Origin of the sequence: Salicola sp. Rm-C-2C1-2 (assembly GCF_040196175.1) — a bacterium.
In the GTDB taxonomy this organism is placed as follows: domain Bacteria; phylum Pseudomonadota; class Gammaproteobacteria; order Pseudomonadales; family Oleiphilaceae; genus Halospina.
This window is the reverse complement of the sequence record NZ_JBEFNF010000002.1, coordinates 1-19,661: the sequence shown is the minus strand read 5'-3', so window position 1 is coordinate 19,661 and position 19,661 is coordinate 1. Positions and strand designations below refer to the sequence as shown.

Annotated in this window: 20 protein-coding genes; 9 read left to right on the top strand and 11 right to left on the bottom strand. The window is 59.1% G+C overall.

Annotated features, from left to right (window positions below):
• Positions 1–31 precede the first annotated feature (31 nt).
• The 5 genes from acnA to AAF659_RS05820 all read right to left on the bottom strand — a co-directional run bounded on the left by acnA (position 32) and on the right by AAF659_RS05820 (position 7,541).
• Positions 32–2,704: an aconitate hydratase AcnA gene (gene acnA, locus AAF659_RS05840; RefSeq protein WP_349750778.1), complete on the bottom strand. Its 2,673-nt coding sequence runs from the start codon at positions 2,702–2,704 to the stop codon at positions 32–34.
• A gap of 142 nt (positions 2,705–2,846) precedes the next feature.
• Positions 2,847–3,248 (bottom strand): MAPEG family protein, encoded by a 402-nt coding sequence (locus AAF659_RS05835; RefSeq protein WP_349750777.1) that lies wholly within the window; start codon positions 3,246–3,248, stop codon positions 2,847–2,849.
• 14 nt (positions 3,249–3,262) lie between these two features.
• A complete protein-coding gene (locus AAF659_RS05830; RefSeq protein WP_349750776.1) occupies positions 3,263–3,457 on the bottom strand; it encodes a CPXCG motif-containing cysteine-rich protein in 195 nt (64 codons plus the stop codon).
• Positions 3,458–3,463: 6 nt separating this feature from the next.
• The gene (locus AAF659_RS05825) at positions 3,464–6,082 is read right to left on the bottom strand and encodes an EAL domain-containing protein (RefSeq protein ID WP_349750775.1); all 2,619 of its coding nucleotides are present in this window, start codon (positions 6,080–6,082) and stop codon (positions 3,464–3,466) included.
• A 79-nt stretch (positions 6,083–6,161) separates the two neighbouring features.
• The gene (locus tag AAF659_RS05820; protein ID WP_349750774.1) at positions 6,162–7,541 is read right to left on the bottom strand and encodes a M20/M25/M40 family metallo-hydrolase; all 1,380 of its coding nucleotides are present in this window, start codon (positions 7,539–7,541) and stop codon (positions 6,162–6,164) included.
• Between the two features lie 128 nt (positions 7,542–7,669).
• Here AAF659_RS05820 and AAF659_RS05815 point away from each other — a divergent pair, with 128 nt between their 5' ends.
• The 3 genes from AAF659_RS05815 (at position 7,670) to AAF659_RS05805 (ending at position 10,079) form a co-directional block, all read left to right on the top strand.
• Entirely contained in the window at positions 7,670–8,140 is a 471-nt protein-coding gene (locus AAF659_RS05815; protein ID WP_349750773.1) for a YcgN family cysteine cluster protein, read from the top strand.
• A gap of 98 nt (positions 8,141–8,238) precedes the next feature.
• Positions 8,239–8,850 carry a class I SAM-dependent methyltransferase gene (locus AAF659_RS05810; RefSeq protein WP_349750772.1) on the top strand — a complete coding sequence of 204 codons (612 nt, stop codon included), beginning with the start codon at positions 8,239–8,241 and terminating at the stop codon, positions 8,848–8,850.
• A 107-nt stretch (positions 8,851–8,957) separates the two neighbouring features.
• The gene (locus AAF659_RS05805) at positions 8,958–10,079 is read left to right on the top strand and encodes a GGDEF domain-containing protein (protein ID WP_349750771.1); all 1,122 of its coding nucleotides are present in this window, start codon (positions 8,958–8,960) and stop codon (positions 10,077–10,079) included.
• Positions 10,080–10,086: 7 nt separating this feature from the next.
• Here the strand turns inward: AAF659_RS05805 and nfsA are convergent, their stop codons facing one another.
• The 3 genes from nfsA to AAF659_RS05795 all read right to left on the bottom strand — a co-directional run bounded on the left by nfsA (position 10,087) and on the right by AAF659_RS05795 (position 11,799).
• The gene (gene nfsA / locus AAF659_RS05800; protein ID WP_349750770.1) at positions 10,087–10,818 is read right to left on the bottom strand and encodes an oxygen-insensitive NADPH nitroreductase; all 732 of its coding nucleotides are present in this window, start codon (positions 10,816–10,818) and stop codon (positions 10,087–10,089) included.
• A 67-nt stretch (positions 10,819–10,885) separates the two neighbouring features.
• Positions 10,886–10,984: an SHOCT domain-containing protein gene (locus AAF659_RS15110; RefSeq protein WP_502949198.1), complete on the bottom strand. Its 99-nt coding sequence runs from the start codon at positions 10,982–10,984 to the stop codon at positions 10,886–10,888.
• A 77-nt stretch (positions 10,985–11,061) separates the two neighbouring features.
• A complete protein-coding gene (locus AAF659_RS05795) occupies positions 11,062–11,799 on the bottom strand; it encodes an SDR family oxidoreductase (protein WP_349750769.1) in 738 nt (245 codons plus the stop codon).
• A gap of 120 nt (positions 11,800–11,919) precedes the next feature.
• Here AAF659_RS05795 and AAF659_RS05790 point away from each other — a divergent pair, with 120 nt between their 5' ends.
• Together AAF659_RS05790 and AAF659_RS05785 are read left to right on the top strand one after the other, a co-directional pair.
• The gene (locus tag AAF659_RS05790; protein ID WP_349750768.1) at positions 11,920–12,849 is read left to right on the top strand and encodes a LysR family transcriptional regulator; all 930 of its coding nucleotides are present in this window, start codon (positions 11,920–11,922) and stop codon (positions 12,847–12,849) included.
• Between the two features lie 70 nt (positions 12,850–12,919).
• Positions 12,920–14,098 carry a magnesium transporter gene (locus tag AAF659_RS05785; protein WP_349750767.1) on the top strand — a complete coding sequence of 393 codons (1,179 nt, stop codon included), beginning with the start codon at positions 12,920–12,922 and terminating at the stop codon, positions 14,096–14,098.
• Positions 14,099–14,110: 12 nt separating this feature from the next.
• On the opposite strand, the gene AAF659_RS05780 is transcribed toward AAF659_RS05785, so the two are convergent.
• Positions 14,111–14,722, bottom strand: coding sequence for a DedA family protein (locus AAF659_RS05780; protein WP_349750766.1), 612 nt, complete (start codon positions 14,720–14,722; stop codon positions 14,111–14,113).
• The gene (locus tag AAF659_RS05775) at positions 14,719–15,069 is read right to left on the bottom strand and encodes a hypothetical protein (RefSeq protein ID WP_349750765.1); all 351 of its coding nucleotides are present in this window, start codon (positions 15,067–15,069) and stop codon (positions 14,719–14,721) included. The genes AAF659_RS05780 and AAF659_RS05775 overlap by 4 nt, the downstream gene beginning before the upstream one ends.
• Positions 15,070–15,240: 171 nt before the next feature.
• Between AAF659_RS05775 and AAF659_RS05770 the strand changes: the two genes are divergently transcribed.
• The 4 genes from AAF659_RS05770 to AAF659_RS05755 all read left to right on the top strand — a co-directional run bounded on the left by AAF659_RS05770 (position 15,241) and on the right by AAF659_RS05755 (position 18,648).
• The gene (locus AAF659_RS05770) at positions 15,241–17,595 is read left to right on the top strand and encodes a DUF748 domain-containing protein (RefSeq protein ID WP_349750764.1); all 2,355 of its coding nucleotides are present in this window, start codon (positions 15,241–15,243) and stop codon (positions 17,593–17,595) included.
• An 11-nt stretch (positions 17,596–17,606) separates the two neighbouring features.
• A complete protein-coding gene (gene arfB / locus AAF659_RS05765; protein WP_349750763.1) occupies positions 17,607–18,020 on the top strand; it encodes an alternative ribosome rescue aminoacyl-tRNA hydrolase ArfB in 414 nt (137 codons plus the stop codon).
• The gene (locus AAF659_RS05760) at positions 18,017–18,169 is read left to right on the top strand and encodes a hypothetical protein (RefSeq protein WP_349750762.1); all 153 of its coding nucleotides are present in this window, start codon (positions 18,017–18,019) and stop codon (positions 18,167–18,169) included. Before arfB ends, AAF659_RS05760 begins: the two co-directional genes overlap by 4 nt.
• Positions 18,170–18,402: 233 nt before the next feature.
• Positions 18,403–18,648: a Txe/YoeB family addiction module toxin gene (locus tag AAF659_RS05755; RefSeq protein WP_349750761.1), complete on the top strand. Its 246-nt coding sequence runs from the start codon at positions 18,403–18,405 to the stop codon at positions 18,646–18,648.
• 99 nt (positions 18,649–18,747) lie between these two features.
• Here AAF659_RS05755 and AAF659_RS05750 read toward each other — a convergent pair whose 3' ends face one another.
• Positions 18,748–19,524 carry a hypothetical protein gene (locus tag AAF659_RS05750; protein ID WP_349750760.1) on the bottom strand — a complete coding sequence of 259 codons (777 nt, stop codon included), beginning with the start codon at positions 19,522–19,524 and terminating at the stop codon, positions 18,748–18,750.
• Between the last annotated feature and the right edge of the window lie 137 nt (positions 19,525–19,661).

Genomic DNA, 19,661 nt, shown 5'->3' with positions numbered 1-19,661 from the left:
CCGAAGAGGCTAACCCATCAACCGCCATCAATCACTTGGCGATCATGTTGCGCAGCACGTAGTGCAGGATGCCGCCATTAAGGTAGTAGTTCATCTCATTGGCGGTATCCACACGGCAGACCACCTCTGTTTCAGTGCTGCTACCATCCGGGCGCTCGGCTACGAGCTTCAGCACCTGGCGCGGCTCCAGATTCTCATCCAGACCCTTGATGCTGATCTTCTCGTCACCGGTCAGGCCCAGCGTCTCACGATTCTCGCCTTCCTTGAACTGCAGCGGCAGGACACCCATGCCAACCAGGTTGGAACGGTGGATGCGCTCGTAGCTCTCGGCAACAACAGCCTCGACACCCAGCAGGCGGGTACCCTTGGCCGCCCAGTCACGGGAGGAACCAGTACCGTATTCCTTGCCAGCGATCACGACCAGCGGCGTACCCTGCTTCTGGTACTCCATGGCCGCGTCGTAAATGGCCATCTGCTCGCCGGTGGGTACAAACTTGGTGAAGCCGCCCTCGACGCCGTCCAGCATCTCGTTTTTGATCCGGACGTTGGCGAAGGTGCCGCGCATCATCACTTCATGGTTACCACGGCGCGAGCCGTAGCTGTTGAAGTTCTTGGGATGCACGCCTTTTTCCTGCAGGTACTTGCCTGCCGGGGAATCCGGCTTGATGGAGCCGGCCGGACTGATGTGGTCCGTGGTGATGGAGTCACCGAACAGCGCCAGGATGCTCGCACCCTCGATGTCCTTCGGCGGCTGCAGCGGCTTCTCGATGCCTTCGAAGAAGGGCGGGTTCTTCACATAAGTGGACTCATCATCCCACTGGTACGTCGTGTCCTTGCTGAACGGAATGCCCTGCCAGACTTCGTCGCCCTTGAAGACGTCGGCATATTCCTTGCGGAACATCTCGTTGTCCACCTTGGACACTTCCTGGGCGATCTCGGCATTGGAGGGCCAGATATCCTTGAGATAGACCGGTTTGCCACTCTGGTCGTTGCCCAACGGCTCATCCACCAGATCCACGCGGGTGGTACCGGCCAGGGCATACGCCACAACCAGCGGCGGTGACGCCAGCCAGTTGGCTTTCACATCCGGGTGAACCCTGCCCTCGAAGTTCCGGTTACCCGACAGCACAGAAGAAACCTGCAGGGCACCTTCGTTGATGGCGTCCCCGATTTCGTCCGGCAGTGGGCCCGAGTTGCCAATGCAGGTGGTGCACCCGTAGCCCACGAGGTTGAAGCCCAGCGCGTCCAGCTCTTGGCTGAGGCCAGCGGTATCCAGATAGTCAGTGACAACCTTGGAGCCGGGTGCCAGCGAGGATTTAACCCAGGGCTTGCGATCCAGGCCCTTCTCGCGCGCCTTCTTGGCCACCAGACCAGCCGCCATCAGCACGCTCGGGTTGGAGGTGTTGGTGCAGGAGGTGATCGCGGCGATCACCACGTCGCCGTGGCCGAGGTCGTAGTCCTGGCCCTTGACCGGAACGCGCTTGTCCTTGTGCTGGACGCCGGCATCATCCAGCAGCTTCTCGAAGGTGCTCTTCATGGCCGGCATGTCGACCCGGTCCTGGGGCCGCTTGGGACCGGCCAGGGAGGCTTTCACATCACCCAGGTCGAGCTCGAGCGAGTCGGAGAACTTGGGCTCGGGCTTGCTGGAATCGCGCCACATGCCCTGAGCCTTGCTGTAGTCCTCGACCAGCTTGATCTGTTCGTCGCTGCGGCCGGAAAGCTTGAGGTAATTCAGGGTCTCGTTGTCGACTGGGAAGAAGCCACAGGTCGCACCGTATTCCGGCGCCATGTTGGAAATGGTCGCACGGTCGGCCAGCGGCAGGTTGTCCAGGCCAGGGCCGTAGAATTCGACGAACTTGCCCACCACGCCCTTTTCACGCAGCATCTGCGTAACGGTCAGCACCAGGTCCGTGGCCGTAACACCTTCCATCATGGCGCCCGTGAGACGGAAGCCCACCACTTCCGGGATCAGCATGGAGATGGGCTGGCCCAGCATCACGGCTTCCGCCTCGATGCCGCCGACACCCCAGCCCAGGATGCCCAGAGCATTGATCATGGTGGTGTGGGAGTCGGTGCCCACCAGGGTATCCGGGTACACCTGGGTTTCGCCGTCCTGCTCCTTGGTCCATGCAACCTTGCCCAGGTACTCAAGATTGACCTGGTGACAGATGCCAGTACCCGGCGGTACCACCCGGAAGTTATCGAACGCTTCCTGGCCCCAGCGCAGGAACTCGTAGCGCTCGCGGTTACGCGTCATCTCGATATCGACATTGGCCTTGAACGCGTCGGAGGTGGCGTACTGGTCGACCATGACGGAGTGGTCGATGACCAGGTCCACCGGCGACAGCGGGTTGATCTTCTCGGGGTTGTCTCCGGCCTTCTTGACCGCGTCACGCATGGCGGCAAGGTCCACAACGCCGGGCACGCCGGTGAAGTCCTGCATCAGCACACGCGCCGGGCGGTACTGGATCTCGCGGCTGGAAGAACGGTTCTTCAGCCAGCCGACAATGGCTTCGACATCATCCTTGGTCACGGTCTGGTTATCCTCGTGACGCAGCATGTTCTCGAGAAGAACCTTGAGAGAGACCGGCAGCTGCTGTAGATCACCGAGGTGCTTTTCGGCTTCCGGCAGGCTGTAGTACCGGTACTGTTTACCGCCAGACTCGAGGGTCTGGGCAGTCTTGAAACTATCGACAGGCGACATGGCATCCTCCCTAGGTAGGGTTATTCGACGGGCTATTCATACCAGAAAGCAGGTATGGAATTCGCCCGGATCGGTGCCGAATTGTACTCGAAATGGACAGAGAACTGTAGGTGTAACCCGAGATCGGTTACGCGGGGTCAAATCAGTAACGGATCGTCATTGCGTTGTAAACCAGCAGACCACAGACGCCAACAAGTGCCAGCCAGGTGCCCACAACGCCCGCCACGCGGGCCGTGTGCCAGCGCCCCTGGGCTTCATGCATACCCCAAGCGTGGCCGATCCGGCTCACCAGGAACAGACCACCCACGGCATGCAGCGCGGTATAGGCCACCCCGTTCATCTCCGCTATGAACATCAACACCAGCATCAGCGGCATAGCTTCAATGTAGTTGCCATGGATGCGCGAGGCCACATTCAGCTCCTGATGCCCGCCATCGCCGACGCCCACACCCAGCTTCTGACGCAACGCCACGACCCGCGATACGAGGATCAGCTTCAGGACCACAAAGACAACGGCATAGAAGGCGGTGGCGGGTGCGAGCATGGACTCTCCTCAGTTCAGGCGTTTTCGGGCGTGGCATCCACTGTGGGCTGGCCGCTTTCAGGATCCACCGACACAGTCATTACCAGCGGCTGGCAGCAGACGAAGCAATCTTCCACATAGGTCTGGTCACCCAGCGAACAGTCGACCAGAACGTCGAAAACCTCGCCACAGCACGGGCAGGCAACAGGCACTGTTTCAGTCAACGACATACTACTTCATCCCTCCGAGCCACTGGGTCGGTACCACGTCTCGATCCATCCGGGCACCTGCTCTTCCGGCATGGGCCTGCTGAGGTGATAGCCCTGCATAATGTCACAGTGCATATTTCTCAGGAGCTGGGAAGTACCATCGCTCTCAACGCCTTCGGCCACCACCTCAAAACCCAGATCATGACACATGTTGATGGTGGTGCGCACGATGGTCGCATCTTCCCGATTGGCATCCATCTCCCGCACAAAGGAGCGGTCAATTTTGATTTCATGTACAGGCAGCTTACGGATATAGGACAGCGACGAGTAACCGGTGCCAAAATCGTCGATGGCCAGGCGCGTCCCGGCATCGTAGAGGCCACGCAGCGCCTTCAATGCAGTCACGGGGTTGATCATGGTCGCGGTTTCAGTCACCTCCAGAATGAGGCGTCCAGCCGGCACGCCGTGTTTGCCCAGCAGCTCGAGAACCTGATCCGCAAACGCCGGTTCCTCCAGGTTCAGCGCCGAGATATTTACCGCCATGCGCACGGGGTAACCAGCTGCACCCATACTGGCACCAAACAGCAGCGCCCGATCCAGTACCCAGTGGGTCAGCGGGCGGATCAGACCGGTCTGCTCCGCCATGGGAATGAACTCGTCCGGCGGAATGAAACCATAATCCGGATGATTCCAGCGCAGCAGCACTTCAAAGCCACAGACCTCACCGGAACTCAGCCGCACCTGGGGCTGAAAATAAAGCGTCAGATCATCCTCGCTGATCGCCCGCCGCAACTCCGTCATCAGTGTCAGGCGGCGTTCACTGTAGGGATTCATGGATTCAGTGTAGGTTGCCACATGGCTGACCCCGCTTTCCGCTTGGTCAAAAGCAATGAAGGCGTGGCGCAGCAGGGTGACTATATCGGTACTGTCATCCGGGTAAAAGGAGCAGCCACCAACCATCCGCATATCTAGACTCAGCCCCCGGAACTCAACTGGCTGGCGCAGTGCTTCCATGAGGGTCTCCATCTGCCCGGGCATGGCATCCCTCTCCCGGGGATGGAAGGCACAGGCAAACGTGATGCCTTCCACATGAGCCACGGTACAGGGACCGCTACGCGTCTGTTCCATAATGACCGAGTCAGGGAGATCAAGTACGACGCTGTTCATCCGCCAGGCAAGCTTATGGAGAAGCTCGTCGGCATTCTCATGTCCCAGGGTTTTGTTGATGTCATCAAAGCCTCGGAAATGAATCAGTACCAGGGCCAGATCACAGTCACAACGCGCATCAACCCGCTCAATGCACTCGGCCAATACGGCTTCCAGCAGGTTACGCCCGGGCATCCCGGTCAGCCCATGATGGCGAGCCTGCTCCAAAAGGCTCTGCTCCATGGATTCACGCTCTTCCATGGCTGTGAGGCGTGCCCGCTGCTCCTGACTGAAGCGCTGCCCCAGCGCAAACGTCAGAACCAGGGCCTGGGCAATCACGCCCAGCTCCACGCCGTATCGGGTCACGAAATTCGCTGGCGCCATGCCGGCCACCAGCAGTACCCACGCCATGGCTCCCACCAGAAGCATGACCCAGGCGCTCATGAAGTAACGCGCTGCCCTGTGCCCCTGGATCATCATCACCAGGCCGATCACAAGCATGACAGCGCTTACCACGCCAGCCAGCACAACAGAAAAACGCGTGGACAGCTCATAGCTGATGAAAAAAGCCGCCACAGTGTTCAGGGCCGTTACAGCTGTTAGAGCATGAAACACCCAACGCCGAAAGCGCATCTGACGGGTAATGTTGAGAAAGGTACGCCCGAACAGACTGAAGAAGAGCGCAATCACGGCGGAGGCCACCAGTATTACCCGCTCATTGAGCTCCGGGTAATCAGGATAGAGAAACTGGAAGGCAACACCATGCAGGCTGGCCATAAGAACCAATAGGGTGGTGTTGGTGAACACATAGTAGAGGTAGCTGCGCTCCCTCAGGACCGCATACAGGAAGATGTTGAAAACCACAATGATCAGAAGCATGCCATAGAACATGCTGCGGCCGACCATATCCTTTTCATTCGCCTCGTAGAACCTCTCCGGTTGCCAAAGTGTCAGCGGAATCTGATGGGACCCTGAGGTCATGACCCGAAGATAGATATGGCTTACCGAGTCCGGCTCCAGATCCACCGGCAACACAAAACTCCTGTGAGCCATGGGCCGGGATTTGAAAGGGTAGTTGTCGCCAGTCAGGTGGCTCTCAACGATTTCTCCCTCCCGGACCTGATAGAACTCAATGTGATCCAGGAGGGGATAGCCCACTTCCAGAAACCGCTCAACCGGACTGCTGAGCGGGTTCTCCACGCGCATGCGGTACCAATGCGTACCGTCAGTGTAACCGAAGTTAACCATACGCCCTGCCACCGGCGACCAGTCCGGGGTGACGCCTCCATCAAGGATGGCGGGCATGTCGACGTCGCCTTCAGAGCGCTCCGACCAGTGCTGGACGGCCTTCGTCGGGTTCTGGCTACCGTTTCCGGGCAGCACGGTGATGGTACCTGCGGCTGAGAAAGACACAGTCGCCAAAACGAGCACAAGCACCAGAGTGGTCTCAACAAAAGCTCGACGGCATATCATCCAGCTGTTCAGCGCATTTGTGCCCATCACCACTCCTGAGCCTGTGTCCTACAAGCTGAAGTATAGACAGTGAGCCACACCCATGCTGCCCGTATACGAAAAAGGCTCAGCGCAGCTGCTCCAGTAGTGCCGCATGGGCCCGCATGCCGCGATGGAAGCAAGTCACCTCGAATTTCTCATTAGGGCTGTGCATGCCGTCATCCTCCAGGCTGAACCCCATGAGCAGTGTGTCGATGCCCAGAATATCGCGCGCCCAGGCCGCGATAGGGATGGAGCCGCCGCTGCCCAGAAGCGCGGGCTCGCGTTCATAGACCTCATCCAGCGCACTCAGGGCTGCTTTCAGATACCGTGATTCAGTAGGAATGCGAATGGCTGGCGCGCCGGAGTGTACCGTCAGCTCCATTGAACAACCCGCAGGCGTATGCGCCTCAATGAAACGGCGCAGGCCCTCAAGGATACGCTCAGGATCCTGATCCGGAACCAGACGGAAGCTGACCTTGGCGCTGGCCTCCCGGGGGATGACCGTCTTGGCGCCGGTACCAGTAAAGCCACCGATGATGCCGTTGATGTCACAGCTTGGTCGCGACCAGACGCGTTCCAGAAGGCTGCGGTCCGCCTCGCCGCCACCCGCGGTGGTCACGCCGGCGGAGGCGAGAAAATCGGTATCGTCCATGTTCAGGGCACTCCAGTCCGCCAGCTCTTGCTCGGAAGGTTCCACCACATCGTTGTAGAACCCTGGCACCTGAACCCGCCCCCCAGAGTCCTGAAGCGCACCCAGCACTTGGGTCAGACCATTGATGGGGTTTTCGATGGCACCACCGTAGAAGCCGGAGTGCAGATCATGTCCTGGGCCACGGCAGGTCAGCTCCGTATACAGAAGGCCCCGGAGCGTGTAGGTGACGGCCGGTGTATCCACGTCCCACATGCCCGTGTCACTCACCACGCACACATCCGCCTTCAGTTCCTGCTGGTAGCGCTCCAGCACCGGCCGCAGGTTTTTGCTGCCGACCTCCTCTTCGCCTTCAAGCAACACCGTTACCTTGATGGGAAGGCCACCATGCGCCGCATGCCATGCCTTGAGGGCCTCGACCCACATCATCAGCTGGCCTTTGTCATCCACCGCGCCACGGGCCACCATCCGGCGTCCATAGGGGCTGGCCTCCAGGGTCGGCTCGAAGGGCTCATTGCGCCACTCCGCCAGCGGCTCCGGAGGCTGAACGTCGTAATGGCCATAGTAGAGAACGTGGGTGGCGTCACCACCGGGCCCATCGTGATGTCCGATCACCACCGGATACCCCTCGGTCTCACGGATATCAATGCGGAATCCCAGCGGCGCCAGCTCGTCTCGCAGCCACTGGGCCGCCTCACGCATGGAGACCTCATAGGCGGGGTCCGTACTGACGCTGGGAATGCGTAGCAATTCAGACCAGCGCTCAATAGAGGCCTCAAGGCCATTGTCGATGCGTTGCAGGACAGATTCCAGCATGGGGGCTCCTTGTTTGGGTTGTCCGCAGCTCAGGATTATGAAGGATAGGCCAGCAACTATAGGCGAACAAGCATTTGAAGGCGGGCTCATGGCGCCTTACGCTCGCGGGAAACACCGGGAGGCCCGTAATGACAGAAACTGATGAGACAGCACCGTTCTGGGAACGCAAATCACTGGAAGCCATGAGCGAAACCGAATGGGAGTCGCTCTGTGATGGCTGTGGCCGCTGCTGTACCCACAAGCTGGAGGATGCGGATACCGGTGATGTCTACGCCACCCAGATCGCCTGCCGCCTGCTCGATTGCAGCAGCTGCCTGTGCTCGGATTACCCTGGCCGGCTGCAGCAGGTGCCGGACTGCCTCCAGGTAACCCCCGAAATTGCCCGCAACAGTGACTGGCTCCCCAAAAGCTGCGCCTACCGGCGGATCGCGGAAGGCCGGGGGCTGGCCTGGTGGCATCACCTGCTTTCCGGCTCCCGCGCCACTGTTCACTACGCCGGGATCTCAGTTCAGGGCCGTGTCCTTCCCGAACCTATTGTGGATCCAGACGACTACGAAGAGCATATTGTTGACTGGATTCAGGACGATCCAGAGTGCTGAGAACAGAATACACTTGGGATCACTCAAAATGAATCCTCGTCGGTTGCATCCAGCATCCGATGTGTGCCCGCTCTATTGCTGTGGTAGATTTAGCATTCATGATTCGAAGCCTGATCTACGACACGCTGATTCTAAAGCTGACGTCACGCTGGTACGCCGAGGTGCTGAGCCTGATCCCCGCACGCGCCACTGTTCTTGATGTCGGCATCGGTACGGCGGGAGCCCTGCTGGCCAATGCTGAACACGTCACCTCCAAACAGCTCCAAATAACCGGCATCGACATCGATGGCGGTTACGTCGCGCGTGCCCGGCCGCGGCTGAGCCAGTCCAGCCTGAAAGAGTGCGTGATGGTGTATCAGGAGTCGGTTTACGATCACCGGGGCGGCCCCTATGACGTTATCTATTTCTCCGCCAGCTTCATGCTCCTGCCAGACCCCGAGCAGGCCCTGCGTCACTGCTGCACGCTCCTGAATCCGGGCGGCCGTATCGTTTTCACCCAGACCATCCAGCATCGCCGTTCCCAGCTTATGGAAGCATTCAAGCCCTTGCTTCGGCGGCTTACCAGCATTGATTTCGGCCAGGTTACCTACGCTGAGGACTTCAGAGCGCAGATCCAGGCGGCAGGGCTGGAACTGGTAACGTTCGATACTCTTGAAACCCACGGCAATCGCGCCTCATGTCGCGCGGTGGCGGTGCCCGCCAGCCATTAAACCTTCCCCCCTTAGATGTCTTTGCGACATATAACGACCTATTCACTATAATAACCATTAGCAAGCACCGCGAAGCTCACCCTGCAGCAGCAACGGAGCGGCGCCCGATGGTCAGAGATGCCACAAACTCACCCCCCAGGGCGAACGCCGGAGCTAACGCGGAAGCCCTTAATGGGGGCGAACCGGGCAGGCAAGTCCGGATGCGCAGTGTTGCCAGAACTCTGGTCATCGCAGCGTTTTTTATACACCTCACGTTTCTCCTGCTGTTCGTTGGCCTTGGGGTCTGGATCCTGGCGCTGGTTAACGTTGCCAGCGTCGGCCTTTACGCATTCTGTGCCCGCTTGATCACCCATTGGGATCGGCTTCAGACCGTTATGAGCCTGGCCGGCGTGGAAATCATCCTCCATGCCGGCATCGCCTCTCCGGTCCTGGGCTGGGAGAGCGGTTTTCACTATTACGTGCTCGCTTTAGCCCCCTTGATCTTTCTTGATGCCCGCACTCAGGTCAGGGCCAAGATCACGATCATGGGCGTACTCATCGTGCTCTATCTCGGCATCAGCGTCTGGACTCATGAAATCGACCCGCTACGTCCACTGGACGCCCCCGTGGTTCTGGCGCTGCACTACGTCAACATGATTCTGTCGCTGGTTCTGATGGCGATGATTCTGGACGCCCATTCACACAGCATCCAGCGTGCTGAACGCCGGCTGCAGAGCCTTGCAGAAACCGACAACCTCACCGGCCTTCCCAACAGGCACGGCCTGCTCCGATTCGCCGAACAGTTTGAAGCCCTCCCTACAGAGCAACACTCCGAGGCGGCCGCCGTTATTATCGACGTGGATCACTTCAAGGCCATCAACGACCAACACGGCCACGGCTTCGGCGATACCGTCCTGAGAACCATCGCCAGTACCATGCAGATGCAGACCCGTGAACAGGATATCCTGGCCCGATGGGGCGGCGAGGAATTCCTGTTACTGCTTTACAACGCCGACCTGATGCTGGCGTTCAATGTTGCCGAGCGCATCCGCGATGCGATCAGCCAACAATCCTTTGAGGTGCAGGACCGGACGTTGCAGGTGACGATCACGACCGGTATCGCGCTCTGGCAGCACGGAGAGTCGTTTGAAATGTGCGTGGACCGCGCCGATGAGGCGCTTTATCACGGCAAGAGAAGCGGCCGGAATCAGAGCGTTGTCTACAGGGAGGCCCTTTCCCAGCCGCTTTGAGGGCCGATCACTTCATCTCAAAACCTCGCTTCACCAGGAAGTCCCGCATGTGGGGGCGGAGCTTGGTATCAAACAGAGGCGTCAGGTTCTGGGACCAGTTGCTGTCCTTGTTGCCACCGGTACGGGCGCGGTAGTAATCCCGCATGGTCTCATCAAAGGCATCGACCTGCTCCGCGTCATCGCTGTAGTAATCCTCCTTGAGGATCGTCTCCACCGGCAGACGTGGCTTCACCTCCGGGTCCTGCGCGGGATAGCCAAGACACATCCCGAAGACGGGATACACGTGCTCCGGCAACCGGAGAAGGTCGCTAACGGCCTCGGGATTATTGCGGATGCCACCGATGTAACAGATGCCCAGCCCTTCAGATTCAGCCGCAACCGCTACGTTCTGGGCCACCAGAGCGGTGTCCACGCTTGCCACAAGAAGCTGCTCGGTCATGCCGCGCACCACATTGGCGCCGGTGCGCTCCGCCGCGTCCGTGGGTCGTTTCATATCGGCACAGAACACCAGAAAGTCCGAACAGCTCGCGATGTAGTCCTGACCGCCGGCCAGTTCAGCCATGGTCTCGCGGTTGGCCGTATTGGTCACATGAATGACGCTGTAAGCCTGGATGTGACTGGAGGTGGCAGCACTCTGGCCGGCTTGCACCAGCTCGAGCAACCGCTCATGGGGCATCTTGTCGTTTGTGAACTTGCGAATGGAGCGGTGGGATTTCAGAAGATCGATGACGGAATTCATGGTACCTCACTGAACAATGAACATCTCTGTGTCAGGCACAGAATACTGGCGTAACCTTTCTCCGCCATCAACGCTCAAGGTCCTGTTTCATCTGCTCAAACTCCTCGCGGGTGAGATCGCCCCTAGCATAGCACTTGATACTACGCCGTCCGCCTTTAGCACGCACTCACAGAGATAGGTGAACGCCTGGCCGGAAGAAAGCCCTGGCGAGCGGGCCGACGGCGCTCACGCAAGCCTGACCTGTTACAGCTCCTGCTGTGTCGGCCGGATGATGAGTTCATTCACATCCACATCACCAGGCTGCTCAACGGCATAGGTAACGGCGCGGGCAATGGCGTCGGAACTGATCGCGACAGCGTAGACCTCGCTGGCTGCTTGCTGGGCATCCGGATCCGTAATGTGGTCGGTCAGCTCGGTTTCAACGGCGCCGGGTGAGATATTGGTCGCGCGAAGCTCACCGTTCGACTCCTGACGGATCCCTTCTGAAAGGGCCTTAACCGCGTACTTGGTGGCGCAATAGACCACGGACCCCGGATAGACCTTGTGGCCCGCCACCGAGGACAGATTGATGATATGGCCGGACTGCTGCTCACGCATGGTCGGCAGGACGGCTGCCAGGCCGTAGAGAACGCCCTTGATGTTGATGTCGATCATGGCGTCCCACTCATCAACCTTGAGCTTGTCCAGCGGCGCGAGCTGCATCAGCCCTGCATTGGCCACCAGCACATCGATACGGCCATAGGTTTCCCGGGTCTGGTCCGCAAGCGCCTGCATGGCGTTGCGGTCGGTCACATCCGCAACCTGGTAGCTCGCTTCGCCACCCGCCGCGTTAATGGAGTCAGTCAGGGTTTTGAGCCGGTCCTCACGCCGGGCCGCCAGCATCAGCTTGGCCCCTTTGTCCGCCAGCATGCGCGCGGTTGCTTCGCCCAGGCCACTGCTTGCCCCCGTGATAATAACGGTTTTGCCCTTGATATCGGACATGGTGCTACCTCCTCGTGATTGGTTTTGCCGGTTTGCTTGAGTTGGTGACCATCATGGCGAATCAACTAAAATTCAGCTAATTTATCTCTATTATTCGAGATATTTTGATTTGGTATATCCATGCGCTACGACCTGAACCTGCTCAGAACCTTCATCGCGCTGCTGGAGGAGCGCAGTGTTACCCGCGCCGCCAAACGCCTCGGGATCACCCAGCCAGCACTCAGCAACACACTGGCGCGCTGCCGGGAACTGTTTCAGGACCCGCTGTTCATCAGGGAACGCTACGGCATGCGGCCCACCGAAAAAGCCCAGGCCATTGGCCCTGCCATCCGCGATGCGCTGGGTGAAATCGACCACCTAGTGCTGGAGCAACAGACGTTCGACCCCGCAACCACAACCATGCGGTTTGTCATCGCCGCCAATGACTACGTGGAATACGTATTCGTGCCGAGACTCGTTGAACGCCTGCAACACAGGGCGCCTGGTATACAGATCCGCATCATTCCCTATGGCGCGGACCTCACCGAAACCGGTGTGGCCGCTGGCGATACGGCCCTGGTGCTGGGGCGGATCGTGGACCCGCCAGACAACCTGGTGGTTCAGCCCTTAATGGAGGATGGCCTGACCTGCGTCCTGCGGGCGGGCCACCCCTTCCAGGGGGATCAACTCACGCGCGCGGCGTTCGAGAATCTCAAGCACGTGAATATGCTGCCCCCTGGCCGCCTGAAAAAAGGGTTGTTCGATGCGTTCAGCCGCCACGGCCTGGAACGGGATGTTGCCGTCTCGGTAACCCACTTCCTTTCCATCCCTGAACTGATTGCCACCACCGACTACTGCACCACGCTGCCTGCGCTGATCTGCCGGCGTTTTGTCCGCGATCCGCGTTTGCGTGTTGTAGCCCCTCCCGCCGACCTTGGGACTTTCCCCGTGCACCTGGGTTGGCATGTACGCTACCGCCAGGACCCAGCGCACCAGTGGCTGCGTGAACAGATCCATGATGTGGCCAGAGAACTCATGGCGGAAGATGATGGCGCTCAGTCAGCGCAATAATCGCAGGCGTGTCGCTCCAGCATGCCCCCTGCTATAGTCTGGCACTAACTCAGTGGTGCTGGAGCCAGACATGTCGCAGAGTACGCAACTGAACGAGCGCGTGGAGCATATCCGCGACATGCCCGCCATGGACGCCGCGGAAGAGCTTGTGCGGCTGCCAACGGACGATATTCAGCTCATCCTCTCGCAGTTGCCCACGGACCAGGCCCTGACCATGGCCTCCCATCTGGGCGAAGCAGCCGCGCCTGATGAAGCGGCGACCCGAGCAGTGCTGTCCGGCATGGAGGAGAGTGTCGGTGAGCTGATGACACCCCCCACCGCAATTCTGCCGGCCAGCCACACCGTTGCCGAGGCGCTGACCTTTATGGTGAAGAGCGCCGACGTTTCCGAGATCAGTTATATCTTCGTCACCGAAAATCATCGCCTGGTCGGGATCGTAGGCATGCGCGACCTGATACTCGCCAGGCCCTCCGAGCCCCTTGCCAGCATCATGGCGCAGGAGCCCTTCGCCTTTCGCCAGGACACTCCGATCGAAGAGGCGGTCGACGATGTCCTGGCCCGCCATTATCCCATGTACCCGGTGGTAGATGATCAGATGCGCGTCGTGGGTGAGGTGCGTGGCTGGAAGCTGTACGAGCGCATCGCCTCGCAACTGAGCGCCCAGGCTGGCTCACAGTACGGTGTTGCCAAGGAAGAACAGATCAACACACCGGTGTTCGCTGCCTTCCGCATGCGCCACCCATGGCTTCAGGTGAACCTGATCACCGCCTTTGCCGCCGCCTTTGTGGTGGGCATGTTTGAGAGCACCATCACTCAGATCGTCGCCCTGGCGGCCTTCCTGCCGGTGTTGGCAGGGCAGAGCGGCAACACCGGTTGTCAGGCATTGGCGATCACCCTGCGTGGGATCACGCTGGGGCAGATTCAGGATTACCCAGTCAGCCGGTTACTGCGCAAGGAAATCCTTCTGGGCGCACTCAATGGCGCTGCTGTGGGGGTTATTGCGGGTGTCGCTATGTTTGCCTATGCCGTATCCACCGGGTCCGCCAACCCGGCCATGCTCGGTCTGGTTATTTTCATCGCCATGATCGGCGCCTGTATGGGCAGCGGCATCTTCGGCGTCGCGGTGCCATTGCTGCTCAAGCGCTTTGGGGCCGACCCCGCCACCGCCAGCAGCATCTTCCTGACCACCTTCACCGACATCATCGGCATGGGGCTGATGCTGTTTCTCGCCTCCACACTGGTGCTGTAACCGTGATCGGCATTAGCTCTCGAGGTGGCTGCGACGATGGCGCTTCTGCATCATCCGCAGCCAGAACCCAAGTCCTACAGCAACAACAGCACCAGCAACGAGCCCACTCAGATCAGCGGCGAACTCCGCGACGGCGGTGAGGCTGCCGGCGAATAAATACCCCAGACCCACATAGAGCGCCACCCATACCATCTCCCCGGCCGCGCTCCAGATACTGAAGCGTGCCCAGGGCATGCGCCCCGCGCCGCCCGCGAAATTGACATAGGGCCCGAGCGGGCTCACCAGCCATCGACTGAGAAAAACGCCCACCCCACCCCACCGGTCAACAGAAGCTCGTGCCCTGGCCAGCAGCATGGCGCGACTGCGACGTGCGTGCGCCCAGCGCTCCAGCCAACCGGCGCAGGACTGGCCGACGAGATACCCAGCCTGATCGCCCGCCAGGGCGCCACCATAGGCCGAGAGGCTGGCCGTAACCAGCGACATATCCCCGGATGCGGCAAATGCGCCCCCGGTTAGCATCATCAGAGACGCCGGCACCGGCATCGCCAGACAACTCAGAAAAGTGACGATAAACAGAGCCCCGCTGCCGTATTGAGCAACCAGGGTAAAAACAGTCTCCGTCATTGGCCGCGGCCCTCATGGGAACGAACCGCCTCATTGATACGCTGCTGGATTTCCGCAACAGTCAGCTCAGAGGTCGCCACAATGTCCTCCAGCGTGCGGGGCTCAGCGTCAACTGCCTCTATCTCAAGCACCTCCCGGACCACCCCGACCGGCAGATCGTAGGAAAGCGCAACATAACGCGGCGTCATCCACTCCTCCAGCGGCTGATCCTGATGGGCCGGGTCGGCCCAGTACAGGCTGAAAACCACCAAACGCAACGCAAAAAACGCCGTCACAACAAGCGCGGCAATGAATGCGATACACAGGAAACGGTGTTTGTGCCACAGATCACGGAGAGCGGTCAGCAATAGTCAATGTCCATATGAAAGGCATTCAGCATCATTATCTGGCAGCTTATCAGCACCCGGCAGAAGCAGGAAGGTTGCCCGGATCCCACACCACAGACCAAGGCAGGCGTGACGTCAGATACAGGCAGGTTTAACCTGTCCGGTAGACTTCCTGCCAGTAAGCGTGATCTTATGCAAAGCAGCTCAATTCGTCAGTTCGGCGGCTACCTGCGCACACACTGGGCCTCTCCACGCCGGGTCCGATGCTGGCTGCTGGTGCTTCTGCTGGCGTACACCCTCCTGGGTTTTCTGGGCTTGCCCTGGATCATCCAGTACGTGGCAATAAGCACAATCGAGGAAGACTTTGAGCGCGATCTCCGAATTGAGTCGGTACACGCCAACCCCTACACCCTCACGCTCCAGATCGACGGGCTCGCGCTGAACGACACCGACAACCGGCAGCTGCTTGGCTGGGACCGATTGTTCATCGATCTGGCCTGGGCGAGTGTGATCAACCGAGCCTGGACTCTCCAGACACTGAGTCTCGACAACCCAGTCATTCAGGAAGAACGCTTCGCCTCGGGCAGGACGCGCTTCTCCCGACTCGCCCCTGAGCCCTCGGACCAGGCCCCGGCCGAAGACGAATCGTCGCCCCTACCGGCTTTGAAGGTTGATGATCTGCGCGTGGAGGGCGCTGTTCTACGCTTCACCGACAACCTTCAGGCCCCGGCGGCAACCGCTGATCAATCCAACCAGGTGTCACTCGCACTGGAAGACGCTGGCTTCTTCGCAAAAGACCTGTCGCTGGAGGAAGGCACGCGCTTTCCGGTGCGCCTGGACGGACGGCTCGCGGGTGGCGGCGTGCTCGACTTCGAGGGGATGCTGCAGCTTCTACCAACGCCCACGCTCGAAGGCAACACCCGTATCGATGAACTGGCACTGAAGCAGGTCGCCCCTTACCTGCGACAGGTCGCGCAGGTCCAGCTCGATAGCGGGAGGCTCAACCTGAACGGCCAGATCAAAGCCAATACTCAGCAGCCCTTTACCTTCAAGGGCTCTGCCGGCATTAACGCTCTGAGCATTCGGAACGTTGCCAAAGACACACCACTCATCGGCTGGCAGAGCCTTCAGACGCAACAACTCGAGCTGCGCCTCGCAGAGAGGAAGCTCGAGACCGCTCCCATCATCATCGACGGCCTTTCCGGCCGAATCGTCATCAACGAGGATAAAACCACCAACGTCAGCCAACTCATGGTGACGACTCCCGCCAATAAAGGGGATGGGAAGAGCAACGCACGTCAGCAGCAGGAAGCAGCCCCTTTCGGTATCACTGTCGAAAGCGTTGAACTAACCAACGGCGCCCTGCGGTTCGCGGACCGCTCTCTGCCATTGCCCTTTTCAACCAGTATTCACAACCTGGCAGGTGAGGTGTCAACCCTGAGCAGTACGTCGGCGCAGCCGGCTGAAGTCGCGCTGGAGGGCGAGGTCGGCGAGTACGGCCTGGCGCGCGTGGACGCCACGGTTCACGCTTGGCATCCCATGCGCGAAACCAGCCTGAAGCTGGGATTCAGCAACCTGCAGATTCCTGAATACTCCCCCTATACGGTGCGCTTCGCCGGCCACAGGATTGCGGGGGGGACCATGGATGTGGATCTGGACTATACCGTCACAGACAAGCAACTCGACGGACGCAACAACCTGGTGCTCCATGATCTGAAACTGGGCAAGAAAATGGCCTCCAGCGACGCAATGGACCTGCCGCTGGATCTCGCCATCGCCCTGCTCAAGGACAGCGACGGCGTCATCGATCTCGACCTCCCGGTAACCGGGGATGTAGGCAGCCCGCAATTCGACATCACCCAGGTCATGCGCCAGGCACTGGGCCGAGCCATTACGTCTGTCGTCCAGTCGCCATTCCGTTTTCTGGCCAATCTCGTAGGCGCTGATTCAGAGGCGCTTGGTCAGGTTGAGTTCCCGCAAGGGCGATCCGAGCTTCTTCCGCCCCAGCGCGAGCGTGTCGCCAAGCTGCGTGAAGCGCTCCACCGGCGCCCAGCACTGGCACTGGAACTCGCCGGGCCCTACAGCCGGGTTTTCGATGGCCCCGTCCTGCAACGCCAAAAAGCGGTTAAAACCCTGCGGCAGAAACTGGCTGAAGCGGGTCGAGAAGGCGGAGATCCCAGCCTCACGGCCGAGGCCAACCAAGGCATTGTAGAGGCGATGTTCAGCACCCATTACCCGGATGCCGACCTGCAAGCCATCCAGGCGCGCTTCACCGAGCAGCGCAGTGACTCATCCGATAACACCCGTTTTGACGCTCTGGCCTATCGTAACCATTTGGCGGAACGAGTGATCGCTGCGCAATCCATTACAGACGCAGACCTCAGAGCACTCGCCAATGCCCGCGCATCAGCCGTGCGCAGGGTCCTGGTCAATACCAGCGCAGAGAACACCATCGCTGCCGACCGAGTAGATCTTCTGGAGCCACAGGCGATCGAGTCAGTCGAGGGTGAGCGCCTCGCCATGGATGTGGGTATCTCCGCGGACTGAAGTGAATAATCATGCTGACAATAGCCAATGGTGTGGAACTTGCTGACTGGGAGATCGACATCGCCCAGATCCGCGCACAGGGTGCCGGTGGCCAGAACGTCAACAAAGTCGCCTCAGCGGTACACCTTCGGTTCGACATCCTGAATTCCAGCCTACCGGTCTTCTACAAAGAGCGATTGATGGCATTATCTGACCAGCGCATCAGTAACGAGGCGGTAATCGTCATCAAGGCGCAGTCTTACCGTACCCTTGAACAGAATAAGGAAGACGCACTGCACCGCCTCAAAACGCTGATCCAGGGGGCAGTAAAACAAGAGAAAGCCCGCCGGCCTACAAGGCCGAAAAAATCCGCCAAGCGACGCCGCGTTGACAACAAAACACGCAGAGGAAAAACCAAAGCGCTGAGAGGTAAAGTAACGCCATGAGGGCCATTGATCTACCGGCCAGCGAACGCGTTCCCGCACTGGGCCAGGGCACCTGGCGTATGGGGGAGCGCGCCAGTGACCACGACCGTGAGGTCACGGCCATGCGCGCCGGCATTGAATCCAGCCTGACGCTGATCGACACGGCTTAAATGTACGGCAATGGCGGAGCCGAACGTATTGTCGGCGAGGCCTGATGTCCTGATCCCGATTGACGCGCTTGCTCTATAAGCGCCAGCGAATAGGCGTCGATTCGTTGGCGCTTACTTATTATTCAATGGAGTGACATCGGGTAGGCCCTGCGCGCACCAAAGAACGCCCGTCGTTTGCTGGAATCCGTTGCCGAGCTGGAGCAGGGCGGTAGTCAAGAAAAGGAACTTCTTGAATGAAACTCGTCTGCTCTGGGAACGCCTGGGCAGACTATCTGTACTGGCAGAAAACCGACAAAAAAATCCTTAACCGAATCAACAAGCTGATCAAGGAGACCAAGCGAGGACCATTTAAAGGTGTCGGTAAACCCGACCCCCTCAAACACAGCCTCGCCGGTTACTGGTCTCGGCGAATCAACGAAGAACACCGAATGGTTTATAAGGACACGGATGACGCTCTGCTTATCGCCCAGCCTCGGTAACACTACTGATTTAACGCCAGCAATAAACGGCGCCCTGACAAGGGCGTCCGGTGGAGGCCGTAGGCCGGAACGAATTTAATTGCATTGTTAGAGGGTAGACTACGCACCTGGCTTAGCCCCATCCCGCAAAACGTAATGCGCTTTCTTGGTAGCTTCCACCATTTCTTGGAGAACTTCGAGGGCAGGCCGGAGAGAGTCAACATCTGCAAGCACCGTCTCAACAGGAACGTCTAGTTCTTTTTCACGCACGTTAGATGCTGGAATCTTTGCTTTCCTCCGCTGCGTCCAAGTCATGGGCTGCACCCTCCAGCCTACATCTCGGTAGTTATTGCCAAAACCACAATCGACGATGCCCGAAGGAAAATCTGGCACCTGCTTCTGAAGCATAGCGCTCGTTATCTTGGTGAAGTTGCCGGTAGGTATCAGCAGCTTGTGCTTATCCATTACGTCTAAGTCGTGGATCAAACAAAGATTCCGATTACCACCGTCTCGGTATGGCTGAAGCTCTTCCAGTGCTGATGCAAATGACTCTGAAACCCTCGAAGGCAGCCCTGGTATCACAGATTCTTTGAGTGCTTTTTCAGTTGAAGTAATGGGGAACTGAATACTTCTCTTTTCGCCGTCTGATTTGGCGAATTGTTCTGTACAGTCCCAGTAGGTGTGGTCCAGAGATGAGCGAAGGTTGTGTATTAGATCACCAATTATGATCGCGGCATGATTAGCAACCTCTTCATCCCTTTTAGCAAACGTTGCTTTCTCGCCCGTCTTGAAATTGGTTTCCACGAAATATCTAAAAGGTCTATTTTTGCGAAGAAGCGCTGATAACTCAGCGTAATGCTTCTCTGCCCGTTGTATCTTAAGGATTGCGCTATCCATCGCTTCCCTCTAACGGTTAAGCTCAGCCGCGCAGCCTGTCTGCGTCGGCTGGAGCGCCTTGTTGTGTGGTCCAGGATCTTCGTAGTCGGGTGATCGTCTCCGATACAGCGGCAAACGTCTCTTCAGAGCTGCAACGA

What these genes read in the sequence shown, in the direction of transcription:
- acnA (WP_349750778.1), bottom strand. Translation starts at nt 2,704, where the DNA reads ATGTCGCCTGTCGATAGTTTCAAGACTGCCCAGACCCTCGAGTCTGGC.
- AAF659_RS05835 (WP_349750777.1), bottom strand. Translation starts at nt 3,248, where the DNA reads ATGCTCGCACCCGCCACCGCCTTCTATGCCGTTGTCTTTGTGGTCCTG.
- AAF659_RS05830 (WP_349750776.1), bottom strand. Translation starts at nt 3,457, where the DNA reads ATGTCGTTGACTGAAACAGTGCCTGTTGCCTGCCCGTGCTGTGGCGAG.
- AAF659_RS05825 (WP_349750775.1), bottom strand. Translation starts at nt 6,082, where the DNA reads ATGGGCACAAATGCGCTGAACAGCTGGATGATATGCCGTCGAGCTTTT.
- AAF659_RS05820 (WP_349750774.1), bottom strand. Translation starts at nt 7,541, where the DNA reads ATGCTGGAATCTGTCCTGCAACGCATCGACAATGGCCTTGAGGCCTCT.
- AAF659_RS05815 (WP_349750773.1), top strand. Translation starts at nt 7,670, where the DNA reads ATGACAGAAACTGATGAGACAGCACCGTTCTGGGAACGCAAATCACTG.
- AAF659_RS05810 (WP_349750772.1), top strand. Translation starts at nt 8,239, where the DNA reads ATGATTCGAAGCCTGATCTACGACACGCTGATTCTAAAGCTGACGTCA.
- AAF659_RS05805 (WP_349750771.1), top strand. Translation starts at nt 8,958, where the DNA reads ATGGTCAGAGATGCCACAAACTCACCCCCCAGGGCGAACGCCGGAGCT.
- nfsA (WP_349750770.1), bottom strand. Translation starts at nt 10,818, where the DNA reads ATGAATTCCGTCATCGATCTTCTGAAATCCCACCGCTCCATTCGCAAG.
- AAF659_RS05795 (WP_349750769.1), bottom strand. Translation starts at nt 11,799, where the DNA reads ATGTCCGATATCAAGGGCAAAACCGTTATTATCACGGGGGCAAGCAGT.
- AAF659_RS05790 (WP_349750768.1), top strand. Translation starts at nt 11,920, where the DNA reads ATGCGCTACGACCTGAACCTGCTCAGAACCTTCATCGCGCTGCTGGAG.
- AAF659_RS05785 (WP_349750767.1), top strand. Translation starts at nt 12,920, where the DNA reads ATGTCGCAGAGTACGCAACTGAACGAGCGCGTGGAGCATATCCGCGAC.
- AAF659_RS05780 (WP_349750766.1), bottom strand. Translation starts at nt 14,722, where the DNA reads ATGACGGAGACTGTTTTTACCCTGGTTGCTCAATACGGCAGCGGGGCT.
- AAF659_RS05770 (WP_349750764.1), top strand. Translation starts at nt 15,241, where the DNA reads ATGCAAAGCAGCTCAATTCGTCAGTTCGGCGGCTACCTGCGCACACAC.
- arfB (WP_349750763.1), top strand. Translation starts at nt 17,607, where the DNA reads ATGCTGACAATAGCCAATGGTGTGGAACTTGCTGACTGGGAGATCGAC.
- AAF659_RS05760 (WP_349750762.1), top strand. Translation starts at nt 18,017, where the DNA reads ATGAGGGCCATTGATCTACCGGCCAGCGAACGCGTTCCCGCACTGGGC.
- AAF659_RS05755 (WP_349750761.1), top strand. Translation starts at nt 18,403, where the DNA reads ATGAAACTCGTCTGCTCTGGGAACGCCTGGGCAGACTATCTGTACTGG.
- AAF659_RS05750 (WP_349750760.1), bottom strand. Translation starts at nt 19,524, where the DNA reads ATGGATAGCGCAATCCTTAAGATACAACGGGCAGAGAAGCATTACGCT.